The sequence below is a fragment of the Paenibacillus pectinilyticus genome (assembly GCF_001700435.1).
GTDB lineage: Bacteria > Bacillota > Bacilli > Paenibacillales > NBRC-103111 > Paenibacillus_E > Paenibacillus_E pectinilyticus.
In genome coordinates, this window is record NZ_LYPC01000026.1 from 293615 (window position 1) to 306384 (window position 12770).

11 protein-coding genes are annotated in these 12770 nt (G+C 47.5%); 9 read left to right on the forward strand and 2 right to left on the reverse strand.

Translation table 11 applies throughout. The annotated features are described in order from the left end of the window. Positions 1-59 precede the first annotated feature (59 nt). Positions 60-2108 (forward strand): Na+/H+ antiporter, encoded by a 2049-nt coding sequence (locus A8709_RS21720; protein WP_065855044.1) that lies wholly within the window; start codon positions 60-62, stop codon positions 2106-2108. A 615-nt stretch (positions 2109-2723) separates the two neighbouring features. On the opposite strand, the gene A8709_RS21725 is transcribed toward A8709_RS21720, so the two are convergent. After that, positions 2724-3362, reverse strand: coding sequence for a DUF2306 domain-containing protein (locus tag A8709_RS21725; RefSeq protein ID WP_065855046.1), 639 nt, complete (start codon positions 3360-3362; stop codon positions 2724-2726). 202 nt (positions 3363-3564) lie between these two features. Here A8709_RS21725 and A8709_RS21730 point away from each other — a divergent pair, with 202 nt between their 5' ends. The 3 genes from A8709_RS21730 to A8709_RS21740 all read left to right on the forward strand — a co-directional run bounded on the left by A8709_RS21730 (position 3565) and on the right by A8709_RS21740 (position 6547). Further along, on the forward strand, positions 3565-4263 hold the full coding sequence (locus A8709_RS21730; RefSeq protein WP_065855048.1) for a hypothetical protein: 699 nt from the start codon (positions 3565-3567) through the stop codon (positions 4261-4263). 131 nt (positions 4264-4394) lie between these two features. Further along, on the forward strand, positions 4395-5666 hold the full coding sequence (locus A8709_RS21735; RefSeq protein WP_208607725.1) for a hypothetical protein: 1272 nt from the start codon (positions 4395-4397) through the stop codon (positions 5664-5666). A 5-nt stretch (positions 5667-5671) separates the two neighbouring features. Further along, positions 5672-6547 (forward strand): sugar phosphate isomerase/epimerase family protein, encoded by an 876-nt coding sequence (locus A8709_RS21740; protein ID WP_084225299.1) that lies wholly within the window; start codon positions 5672-5674, stop codon positions 6545-6547. Between the two features lie 66 nt (positions 6548-6613). Here the strand turns inward: A8709_RS21740 and A8709_RS21745 are convergent, their stop codons facing one another. Beyond that, positions 6614-8218 (reverse strand): copper amine oxidase N-terminal domain-containing protein, encoded by a 1605-nt coding sequence (locus A8709_RS21745; protein ID WP_065855052.1) that lies wholly within the window; start codon positions 8216-8218, stop codon positions 6614-6616. 187 nt (positions 8219-8405) lie between these two features. Here A8709_RS21745 and A8709_RS21750 point away from each other — a divergent pair, with 187 nt between their 5' ends. From A8709_RS21750 to A8709_RS21770, 5 genes are all read left to right on the forward strand, one after another. After that, on the forward strand, positions 8406-8987 hold the full coding sequence (locus A8709_RS21750; RefSeq protein ID WP_065855054.1) for an RNA polymerase sigma factor: 582 nt from the start codon (positions 8406-8408) through the stop codon (positions 8985-8987). Then, positions 8980-9855 carry an anti-sigma factor gene (locus A8709_RS21755; protein WP_065855056.1) on the forward strand — a complete coding sequence of 292 codons (876 nt, stop codon included), beginning with the start codon at positions 8980-8982 and terminating at the stop codon, positions 9853-9855. The genes A8709_RS21750 and A8709_RS21755 overlap by 8 nt, the downstream gene beginning before the upstream one ends. A 127-nt stretch (positions 9856-9982) precedes the next feature. Next, positions 9983-10591, forward strand: a complete 609-nt coding sequence (locus A8709_RS21760; RefSeq protein ID WP_065855058.1) for a TetR/AcrR family transcriptional regulator — start codon at positions 9983-9985, stop codon at positions 10589-10591. A gap of 222 nt (positions 10592-10813) precedes the next feature. Continuing rightward, entirely contained in the window at positions 10814-11590 is a 777-nt protein-coding gene (locus A8709_RS21765) for an ABC transporter ATP-binding protein (RefSeq protein ID WP_065855060.1), read from the forward strand. Positions 11591-11618: 28 nt separating this feature from the next. Continuing rightward, positions 11619-12650, forward strand: coding sequence for an aliphatic sulfonate ABC transporter substrate-binding protein (locus A8709_RS21770; RefSeq protein WP_065855062.1), 1032 nt, complete (start codon positions 11619-11621; stop codon positions 12648-12650). Positions 12651-12770: the final 120 nt, after the last annotated feature.

Genomic DNA, 12770 nt, shown 5'->3' on the forward strand with positions numbered 1-12770 from the left:
AGTGAGGATGCTACCAAAGAATTCCCTATTTAAGGAAATGAAAGAGAGGCAGAGCTCCGATGGAACTTTTGTTGCCTTTATTAATTGTGGCGGCTGTGATTGTAGCAGCAACGTTATTCAATAAGCGATATCCCCAAATCCCATTGCCCTTCTATTTAATTGGCTTAGGGGCGCTCGTGTCTTGGCTGCCATTCGTCCCGACCGATTTTGAATTTGAACCAGAAGCGTTCATGGTGTGTCTGATAGCACCCATTTTATTTGGTGATGGGCGGGTTATATCTCGTAAAGAACTATGGAAATACCGCAAGCCGATTCTTTCTATGGCGATATGGCTCGTTGTTTTTACCGTCATCGGTATCGGATTCTTCATTCACTACTTGATCCCGTCCATGCCGCTCCCCGTGGCGTTTGCACTGGCCGCGGTGATGTCCCCAACGGATGCGGTTGCGGTCAAATCCATGACTAGAGGCCGTACCTTTCCCAAAGGTTTAATGCCCATTCTAGAAGGGGAGTCGCTGCTTAATGACGCGGCAGGCCTCGTTTCTTTTAAAGTAGCCTTAGGCGTCGTCATGACAGGAGTATTCTCCGTGAGATCCGCGACTTGGGAATTCCTGCTCGTTGCTATAGGCGGATGTATTGTTGGTCTTGTACTTGGCGCCGTGCTTGTGAATTTCAGACTTTTTTTACGGAAAAAAGGCTTGGAAGAAGTCCACTCGCTCGTCACGATTCAATTAATGACGCCGTTTGTGATTTATATCGTGGCGGAGGAAATTGGCGTATCCGGTATTTTGGCCGTCGTCGTGGCGGGCATTGTTCATGGCTTAGAGCGCGATCGTTTACAGCAAACGACCACCAAGCTGCACATCATCTCGACGAATACGTGGTCGATTTTGAGCTATATTTTGAACGGACTCGTCTTTGCGCTGCTGGGTCTGCTTCTCCCAGAAGTGATAACTGGATTGATCCACAGTGGTGAAACGTCGCTTGTCAAAGCGCTAGGATTGGCGGTGCTGATCTACGCAGCGTTAGCTGTAGCTCGGTATCTTTGGGTGTTCATTTTTCATCACGATTTTATGCCAGAGAGCTTACCGGAGAAGAGCTATCAAACGAAAGCCAAGCGAAGAGCTTACGCGTTAGCAGCCAGCTTATGCGGTGTCCATGGCACGATCACTTTGGCTACGGCCTTGTCCATTCCTTTTGAATTGTCGGTGGGTGTGCCTTTTCCTTTGCGCAACACCATTCTGTTTATTTCCGCTAGTGTCATCTTGATTAGTATGCTTACAGCGACGCTCGCCATGCCGTTCCTTGGGAAATCAGAGACGGTGGCGGAACCGAATCAAGCCGCGATGTCGTTGAAAGAGGCCAGCATACATCTGGCCAACAAAACGATTCAAGTGCTGAAATCAGAGAAAAGCGCCGCCAATATCGAATCCACCCTCGCGGTCGTTCAACAGTTGGAGGAACAAATCCGAATTGAGTCCCACGGTTCCGTTAAGCTGTCTGGATCACATATTCGCGAGCTCCAGCAAATCGGTAGAGAAGCAGAAGCTGCCAGGCTGTCTGAGCTGATTGAGGAGGGCGTTGTCTCACCGCAGCTGCAGACGGTTTTCGCGCTGCTTCATCAACCGCAGTCTGAATCTTTATTCCTAGCAAGACTTCAATACCTTTGGGTACGATTCAAATTGAACCTGCTCAATCGGAGGATCCGACAGCATCGAAGAGGCGGACTTTCAGAGAAATACAGATCGGTTACGGAAATGTTTGATGCCCTCCAAACGATTGAAAAACAACTGCAGCAAGCAGCTGTTGCTGCAATCCGCAAAGAGCAATCTGCCGAACATAAGCTAGAGTCGCTCCTCGTCATTCAACATTACACACGTCTGTTGAAGCATGGCGGCGGCTCTAATCCTAGTGAGCACCATAAGGAGCATTCCGAAGCCGATTTCCTCCATCAGTTAAGGCTTGTTCAATTGCGAAGTGTTCAGATCAGGCGAGATGGCATTCAGGAGTTAGAGGAGTGCGAGCAGATTTCAACGAGTACTGTGCATGAACTGCTGCAAGCAATCAATTATGAGGAAATGCTGATTTTGGAAAATGGCGAGGAATAGAGGCATGACGTAGGATTGTCCAATCCATGTGCAATTGGCAGGATGGATACCGATAAGCGTCGTTTACATGAAAAGGCTGATCTGCTAGTCATTTGACTAGGGACAGCCTTTTTAAGGTTTATGTGAACGAAACATATTGAACCAAACACACCAAACGAAACAAATCAAACCAAACACAATGAACGAAACACACCGAACGAAACACATTGAACCAATCACACCGAACCAAACACATCGCCCCGCGCAAACCCAACCTAACCCGCACAAATCCATTCCGCTATCAATTAACATGATAAGACAACTGAGATTGCTTATCTATCAAAAATGTCGCATCTTTTGTGGTTTAAGCAAGCTTGAAGTGCTTATCAGGCATAAATGTGCGATGAATGTGCGGTCATGCCGGATACAAGCACTCCCTGCGGGCTTATGAACCCAGAAGTGCTGATGCTAGCTTGGACAGGCAAGTTTGGAGTGCTTATTTCTACTATCACATGCCAGGTCACATGAAAATATGCAAGTCACGGCTGATTTGATTCTCGAAGGTGTGCAAGAGAAGATGCACTTGGAGAAGGTTTTCATTGTGAAATAGAGCTGGTGGATAGACAGCTCTATTTATTAGCTTTTCTTCCGAGGTCGCAGCAGATACCACTCAACAACTAACAGATTAAGAATCAATCCGATCCATATGTTCACGTCTAGGATGTCAGCGATCATCTGCTCTCTTCCTCCAGCAGGGAGGTGAAATCCATGCATCGCCAGGTACAGCAAGATACAGACCGGCACGACTAGACGAGCCGATGTAGCGACTAGAGTGACCGCATAGCTGCGTATCATCCAGATACGATGCTGTGCCAATTGTCCTTTGACCGCGTAGCGGAAGCCTTTCCAGCAAGTGAACAGCCAGAGTACACTCAGTGTGAGGAAGGCCAGACCTTTCGTAAAGCTATCTGCATAAAAGCTCAGCACAAGTCCTAACAGTCCACTTAGGAAAATACTGTACACATAAATGCGCCCTAATAGGCGATGCCATGCTGGGTAATTAGAAAGAAAGCGTGTGTGAAATTGAAATAAGCCGCTCACCAGAGCTACGAACGCCCCTGCTATATGAACAATAAGCAAGGTGTAATGGAGCGGGAAATTCGCATCCGGTGTGATACGGCTATTCGCAGGATTTAAAGTGACGTAAGGAAATACAGCGGCTATCGCTACGCCCATTATGATGATGATGGCCCAAATCCCTTGTTTTCTACTCATATTTTGCCCCCGTTCATGTACGCTCCTCCCAATTGTACGTCCTGTATCTAAACACATTCTTATCCATTTATTAAAATCATCTAAAGTGACGCGTATCTGACAAATAATGGGAGCGTATGATCTAATAAGTGTGGTATTATTTCTTAATATTGTAAATTTATATGGGAATTTAAGATGAGCTTGGATAGGGAGGTACCTAACTATGCATACGAGTATTCGTAGTGTGTTAACTGTTATCGTGATGGCGGGTTTGCTATCGGTGGCCGTTGTAAATGACGTTTCGAGTCGTAAAGAGTTGAGCTTACCTATATTTAAGCAAAATGCAACAGTGGATCATTCAACTTGGCTTGCGTCTCCTGAGCCGCTATTCGACGAAAAAAATAACGCGAAGCTGAAGCCGTTACTAGGGCTGATGTCGGGTGCTGTTGCGCTTGAGTACTATGGACCCCAGCCGACGTTAGCGGTTAGCTTTGAATACTGGAAGGATGGTGTGTTGGAGCGAACTTCGCCTGGCATGAGTATAACGATGATGGATGAAGATAAAGATGCGCAAGGCAATTACCGTTTTAATGGCGATTTTGTATATGAATTCAAAGATCATGGGGATCCTAGCGGCAAGCTTTATTCCGAATTGGCCTATGCGCTTATTGACCAAAGAGCTTCCTATAGTGCAACACTGATTGTAGATAAACCGGCAGATATAGGGATAACTGGTGAAATGAAATTACAGCTGCCAGTGCAAGCTCCGCGAACCGAAGGTATTATTGTTTGGGGCTTACAAGGCACGAACAAACAATCCATGTTTACGTTAGGAAGCATTTCAGAAACACTCCAACAGGCTCAATGGGCCATGGTAATTCGACTTGGATTTACTGATCAAATCAGCGGACCTTCTAAATAAAGTAAGTATAATAGTGCAAATTTATATGTTGTACAATGCATGTATTTAGAGCCTGTATTCCACTATGATTGTTGTATGAACAAACAATAAAGTGCAAAAATACTGGAGGGGTACTTGTGTTGCATCCATTCATGGGAATTCAAGACTGGGATCGTATCGGGATGTCTGTGGAATCTTCGGCAAAAACGTTACAACGAATCGCCTATGTTGATCGGCAATTAATGAGGATCGAGGCTGGCCATGTGGTGGCTAGACCTGAATATGAAATAAAAGGAGCACTTGCACGCTTAAGCTCGCAAGATGCAGAGCACCACGAGCAATTTCGCAATCGCGTTAAACAGCTTCGTATGAGTACGGTGGCCTTCGACAAATGCCCGGACGTCAGTCTGAACGAACTCATGCAGACGGTGCTGAATTCGGAGACGACGTTGTGTTTGTTAACGGCGCTTTTTGAAGTGATAAAGCCGGCGCAAATCGCTGCTATTCACGCTTACCAAGGCAAAGCGCAGCCGCTTGTTGACGAGCCTACGCTTCAGATCATGAAGCATCAGCTCATCGATCGTGAAGAGCAAATGGATTGGGGGCGCGAAGCGCTCGCACATATCCGCCTTACGGCATCAGAACAGGAGAAGGATCAGGCGCAGCGCTGGAAAATGTATCTAGAGCAGCTGTTTGCTGCAGCTGGTGGCATCACAGGCTGGGAGGAACGAGCAGCCCTAGATCCCGCGCTTCGAATAACGACGAAGCCGTTCGCGATGCCGCAATCGAGCACGAGAGACAGCCGTTTTCAAACAGAGGTCGTCAAATTTCAGAGCATACCGTTGCCTGATAACGCTGAGGGTCGATTCATGACCATGATGCTGTCTCGTTACTTTGAAATGTCCCCAGCAGAGGGCATAGCTTATGTGCATGTTACAACGGAAGGTAAGCCATGGAGCTTCTATCGAGACACAGCAAGGCACATGTGGGACGAAGTTCGGCATAGCTGGTTCGGCGAGGCAGCGCTTCGTGTGAAGGGGTACGATGTGTATCAATACGCGAACTGGACGGGGTGGTACGATATGACCGCACAGTTGTTCGAGGGAACCGAGGCGTATTCCCATTTGACCATTGCGATAGAGAAAGCAGCGATGAAATATCCGCCAGGCAAGCGCGAGGAGTGGGAATTCTGTCGTGATGTGGTGAAGGATCCGCTTATGACCACATTTCAAGATTTTGATTGGGCAGACGAAGTCGTACATGCGGGCTTTGGTCAGCGCTGGATGATCGAGGATGTCCATGGCGGTGATGCGCGTGCGGCTCAGGAGGAAGCGGAGCGAACAGTGAAGAAGCGTACTGTTTATATGGAGGCGCAGGGGGAAGTCACTAAGAATAAACTAGCTGGAAGCTTAGGGGGATATTAATTTTGATGCAGGCCAAATTCGATAGAACCCGAATTAATGATGGCTCCAATCGCCCGCCACGCCTCGAAATTCATCAATCCATGTGGGCGATGATGGGGGTGGTCCCTTCGGGCACGGAGCTCCTGCTTGAGGAGAAGTTCGAACGCATCGCGGATGCAGGTTTCACGGGGATTCTAGCTAGAGTCCCAGAAGCCGGCAGTCGGGATGAATGGCAAAAACTGCTGCGCCAGTATAACCTAAGCTTCGGCGCGCATAGCTTCCCGTTCAATGCCCACGACCTGTCACTTCAGCTGCAACAGGCTGATGATATGGAGATGCTGTACGTGAACGGGCAAGTAGCAGATGCTTTCATCATCGGTGATGAGGCGATTAAGCTATTAGACGAATTGGGTGCTGTGTCTACTGAGCAGCGAATGCCTTTCTTTGTTGAGACGCATCGCGGCAAAATTACACAAGACTTAATCCGTACGGTGCAGTACGCTGAAGCGCTGCCAGACTTACGGTTTACGCTGGATATCTCCCATTATGTAGTAGCGGGGGAAATGACAGAGGAGCAAGAAAAGGCAGAGCACCTATTCGAGACTGTACTTGCACGAACGTCGGTCATTCACAGCCGCATCTCCTCTGGGGAACAAATTCAAGTGGATGTCGGCTATTCGGATGCGATGCTAGCCCGTTTTGAGACCTGGTGGACCAAGGCCATGCGCTATTGGCTGCAGGATGCGCAGCCAGGCGATATACTGCCTTTTGTCTGCGAGCTTGGTCCTGCACCTTATGCGATTACGGGGCAGGGAGGACAAGAACTCTCGAACCGATGGGAGCAAGCCTTGGCTTTGAGAAGCTTGGCGCAGGGCTGTTGGAAACGAGCGGTGTCTGAATAAATAGCGTAAAGAGTCGAACGAGGACGTCATGTCCTTGCTCGACTCTTTTTTAGTGAGTGATGACCATTAATGCGAATGTCCCATATCCATAGCCATGGCTTTCGTCAATGTAATTGACCAATCAGCGTCATTCCATTTGACATCCCAGCCAAGCAGCTCGGTAATGAAACGAAGTGGAACTTGTGTACGTCCGCCATGCAGGAAGATCGGAGTGCCGATGTCTTTCCGTTGTCCGTTCAATTCCATATAAGGCTTGCCGATCCAAAATGTAGCGGTGTTTCCGCCAGTTTTGACCCAAGCGGTTTGCGTTGCAGCATCCCAAGTGACTTCAGCGCCAATGGCTTCTCCCAGATAACGAAGGGGAATAAACGTATTGCCATCTTTCATGAACGGTGCTACATCCATCCAAGTGGTCGTGCCATTAATAGTTAGTGCACCGCTGCCAATTTTCATCCAGATGCTAGTCGTTGGCGACATGGTAACAGGTCCGTGGAACTTTTCTGGGAATTGCGCTACGATTCCGCCAGCAAGTGCGCTTGCCGTAGCAAACATGTGGGCATATGCGGTACGCTCAAACGTATAAGCACCTGTAAAGTCCTTGTTTACGTAGCTATCAAAGGCTTCAAGCAAATGCGTAATGTGCATTTTTAGCCCGTCAGCAATCGTTGCTGTGTCAAAATACATCGGATTCGCCATGTTGAAGAACGCGGCTTGCTTCATCCGGTAGTCTTCAAGCTCAGCCACGGCATTCTTGCGGCCAGCTTCATCTTTGGCACCGGTTGCTTTCACATACTCGACAAAGTAACCAATGTGGGAGGACCAAACGGTATTGAATGCGTCACCCGCCGCTTGACCATAAACTGATGCAATGGCTGCGGATAAGTCGTTGGTGTTATTGCCAAGAGCTCTAGCGGCTGCAGCAAAATCGGGTGCTCCATCGATGCCTTTTTGCATCGCGATGACAGCCAAACTAGCATGCTCACCAAGCAGTTGGCCCAGGCCAGCACGAAGGTCAATGCCAGGGGATTTCACAGTTTCAGCTGGAAATTTAGCTGGGAACTGTGCTTCAATGCCGCCAGCAAGCGCATCAGCGGTCATGAACATATGCGCATAGGCGGTACGAGCATCGGAGTAGGCTTTGTCATAGTCTTTATTTACATAGTCGTTGAACGCATCGAGTAGGTGGGTAATGTGCATTTTCAAACCATCTGCAATGACTGTTTTATCAAAATAAGTTGGATTCGCCATGTTGAAAAAGTCAGCTTGCTTTAAACGGTAGTCCTCAAGCTCAGCGATCGCTTTTTGACGGCCAGCCTCGTCTTTGGCTGCTGTTGCTTTCACATACTCAACGAAGTAACCAATGTGGGAAGACCAGATGGGCTTGAAGGCATCACCGGCGGGCTGCCCGTATACCGATGCGATAGCGGCTGTCAGATCATCTGTATTTTTGCCAAGTGCTGCTGCGGCATCACCGAAATCAGGTGCCCCATCGTACCCTTTTTGCATAGCGAGAATGGCTAGTAGGGCGTGCTCTCCTAATAGTTGGCCAAGTGCTGCCCGCAGGTCGGGTGCTGCTCCTGTGGTCTTGACTTCATGTGCACTTGCAAGGGTAGGTAACAGTAAACTGAAACATAACATAAGAATTGCTAACTTGCTTCGTAAACCTTTCATTCTCTTCACTCCCTATTTCAAAGTTGGTCCGCTTGTGAAAAGCGGTTATACTTAGTGGAACGCAACAAGAGTACATTTGGATCACACTTGCACCAAAAGAAATTTGGGCCGTGTAGAAGTAAATCCAAAAAGGGAGATTTTACGAAGATACGAATAAGAGGGAACATGGGGGAAGGGGCGCTTAAGTTTGAACGAAATAGCCGACGATCGGCAATTGATGCAAAGTATTGTACAGAAAGACGCCAGTGCCCTCGAGAAGCTCTACGATCGCTATGAACAAGTGATATATAACTTTGCTTTTCGGATTGTGAAGGACTCGATGGCTGCCGAAGAAGTGATGCAGGAGCTATTTATGCGGATTTGGAACAATGCGGAGAATTTCGATGGGAGTCATGGGAAGCTCTCGACTTGGATGTTCGCGATTACCCGCAATATTGCGATAGATCATCTGCGCAGACGAAGTTCACGAACTTCGCAGCAAACGAGAGAATCCGAAACCCTGAATCTCATTCAAGATAAGGGAACGCTGACAGAGGATATCGTGGAATTGCGGATGATCGGAGAGCAGGTCAGAGATGCACTTCAGGAGCTAAGTATCGATCAGCAGCAAGTGGTGGATATGATTTATTACCAGGGTTTAACGCAGCAGGAAGTTGCAGATATCGCATCGATTCCACTGGGCACGGTCAAAAGCAGGGTTAGGTTGGCAATGAAGCAATTACACCAACGGATGAGTCATTGGGGAAGGAGGGATCGTGTTCATGAGTGATAACAGGAATCATCAATGCGAATTAGCTGAATTGTATGCGCTTGGCGCACTTGAAATAGATGAAATGGAGAAATATGAAGCCCACTTGAAGACGTGCCAGGACTGTCAGGAGCTTGTGAGTGAATACCAACGTGTGACAGATCTGCTTCCTCTTGCATCAGAAAGAGCTGAACTGCCTACAGGCATGAAATCGCGGGTGTTGACGCGGGTGTTGATGTCCGACGCACAAGTTCAAGGGGACAACATGACGGTGATGGCAAGTGAACGGATAGAGGAACGTTATGTTGAACGAGGTGCTGGCAGAAACGTAGTATCGCAGAGGACGACTCAGCTAAAAGATAGAGTGCCGGATGCTGATACACAAAAGAAAACATCAACAAATGTAACGCGAGGTAGCCGAGCTTGGCGTTATCTGAGTCTGGGACTTGCTGTAGCCGTGATCGCATTGATCTCATACACCAGTCAATTACAGCAAGATATTGATAGGTTAGAGCAAAAGGTTGCCATCAGCACCGAGCCTGCTCAAGGATTTAAGGTGAACCAGGCTGTGGCGCTTAGTCCGGGGGCCAAGGACATCGTGGCCAAAGGCTTGGCTACGATTGTCGTGGATAGCAAAGGGACTCATCTCGTCGTGCAAGCAGAGAATCTCCCTGCGCTGAAAGGAACGGAGGCTTACCAGGTATGGCTGATCAAAGGTGAAGCCAAGTATAATGCGGGCACCTTCGTCTCCCAAGACGGAAATGGGGCGTTGTATTATTCCTTCCAGCCGCAGGAGTATGACACGGTCGCGATCACGCTTGAACCCGATGCGCAAGGTGAAACACCGCGGGGGCAGATCGTACTTGCTGCGCCGATTAAGAACGGGTAAAGATATCGGAGTAGTCGATGGTAGAAAGGGCTCTATTCGCAGCCATGCGGGTAGAGCTTTTTTTATCGTGACATTCTCCCCAAAATGGTTATAATTGCATTCATATCTCAACAAGGAGGAAGTCCACATGTCACCTCGTAACATCGAAAAAGACTTGCTAATGCGAGAAGAGCGCAAGAAATTCATTTTAGACTCGGCGGTTCAAGTTATTGCAACCAAAGGGATTGGCTCAACGCATATGAATGATATCGCAGCAGCAGCCAGCATTAGCATAGGCAATTTATATCATTATTTTAAATCAAAGGATGAAATCTACGCTGAACTCCTCTACATGACGCAGACAGACTATGGCCTATTCGTCACAGCTGCTTCGCAAATGCCAGGCAACGCCATCGATAAGCTTCGCTATATTTGCTCGACGTGGCTGTCCATCAGTACGAACTGGGCGTTTACGATTCTCATTCAAACCGCGCGTACGACGGAAAGTATTCCTCTTGAAATTAGAAATGCAGTAACGGAGCGCTTTACGGCTAACCTGCAGCCTGTTGCAGCCATCATGAAGGAAGGCCAAGAAAGCGGCCACATTCTGGATGGCGAAGATCCATTAGAACTGGCCTTTTATTTCGTCAGTTTAATTCAAGGATTAACGTTGCAGCGCGCGCCAGGCATTGAAGTTCGGATAACACCAAAGACGGAAAGTATAATCCGACTATTCCAAGTGGGATTTAAAAAATAAGCATTGACAATACGTCAACACAGTTGTTAAGATATGATTCATAGAAACCGAATACGAATTCGGTTTGTGAAGAACAACTACATAGGTGATCAATCGACCAGACCAACTGGAGATTCGACGTATGCTTTCTATTGTGCACTTTTGAAGCGTTGAGTCTCTTTTTTGCATTTTAAATCCTAGTAATAGTATGTGAATAGTATGAAAAGAGGGGCGTGACCATCGATGACTACACAAACGCTTACGATTTCCGGGCTGAATAAACAGTTCGATACACCAACTGGCCGTACAATTGCACTGAGTAATATCCAACTGCAGCTGCAACAAGGTGAATTTATTACGATCATTGGACCGAGTGGCTGCGGCAAAAGCACATTGCTCAAGATTATTGCTGGCTTAGACACAGCTTACAGCGGGACGGTTCTTCTGAGCGGTAAACCGATCGACGGACCGAGTATTGAGAAGGGCGTTATTTTTCAAGAACCAAGGCTCTTTCCTTGGCTGACGGTAGAGAAGAATATTGCAGCTAACTACAATCTGAAGGATCCTGCTGTTCGTTACAAGGTAAACGAGCTTATCGAGCTTGTTCGGTTAAAAGATTTTGCCAAAGCATATCCACGCGAGCTATCCGGCGGTATGGCGCAGCGTGTTGCGATTGCTAGAGCACTGCTTCGAAATCCAGACGTGCTGCTGCTCGATGAGCCTTTTGGTGCGCTTGATGCGTTTACTCGCTCGCACATGCAGGAAGTGCTGCTCGATATTTGGGAGAAGAATCGGACGACGATGCTCTTCGTGACGCACGATATTGATGAAGCTGTGTTTCTAGCGCAGCGAGTGGTCATTATGAATGCGAGACCAGGTCATATTCGCAATATCGTGCAGAACGACTTGCCTTTTCCACGTAAAAAGGCCGGTCATTCTTTTCAAGAACTACGACGAATTGTGTTAAGTGAATTTGAAAAAGTCGAAGAACCCGCAGGTGTAGATGGAGCGGGCATTTAATTCTTATATTTTGGGGAGGGTTTCTTTTATGAAAAATGTTCGTTATGTAATTGCCATTCTCGTTGTCTTTGCTATCGTACTAACCGGTTGCGCTAAAGCAACCGACAATAAGCCAGCTTCAACGACGGCAGCAGCTACCAACTACGAGGGATTAACCGTGAAGCTTGGCGTGCAAGGCAGCGGAGGATTGTTTGGCAAAGCCCGTGAGGAGAAATGGTTTGAGACGGAGTTTGAAAAGCTAGGCGTTAAAGTGGAATGGGCCGAATTCCAAAGTGGTCCTCCGATGACAGAAGCAATGGCTTCCAATCGACTTGATTTTGCAGGATTAGGAAATATGCCAATCGTTGCAGCACAAGCTGCCGACATTCCTTTCAAAGTTATTTCACAAATTCTCGATGGTAAAAAGAACGTCGCCTTAATCGTACCGATCAATAGTCCGCTTAAAAAGCTAGAGGATTTGAAAGGCAAGAAAATTGCGGTTGCCAAGGGGAGTAATGCTTTCAACTTCTTATACCGCAGCTTGGAACAGAGCGGTCTTAAATCCTCGGATGTGGAAGTGATTCAACTTCAACCCGACGAAGCGCAGCCTGCTTTTGATAATGGCGGTGTGGATGCTTGGGCAACGTGGGACCCGTACATCACTCTCAATACGCTGAATGGCAAAGGCCGTGTCTTGTCGGATGGCGAAACGTTAGGTGTTCTTTCACCATCCTTTAACATTGTGCGTAAGCAATTTGCTGACAAATATCCGGATCTTGTCACCCTGTATCTCAAAGTATTAGAGAAAACGCGTCTCTGGGAAGCTGCTAATACGGATGAAGCATTGAAACGCTATGCAGCTGAACGGAAAGTGCCTGTTGAGGTGATCAAAGGGACGCTCGATCGTTCTAAAATGATTAATATTCCGACAAGCAAAGAGATTTCGGCGGAGCTGCAAAAAACGGCTGATTTCCAATTCGGTATCAAGTCTATTCGTAAACAAATTCAAGTCGCAGACATCATTGATAATCAATATATAGAAAAAGCGCTCAAACAGACTGCTGATGAGACAAAGAAATGAGGCGTTTCCGATGCTCTCTAACGAATCTCGAATGGAACAAAGTCTTCCTATTGCTGTAGGGAGGGAAAGAAAGCTGAGAGGGTATCGCCCCTCGATTAAAGCCGTAAATATAGCGCTGGG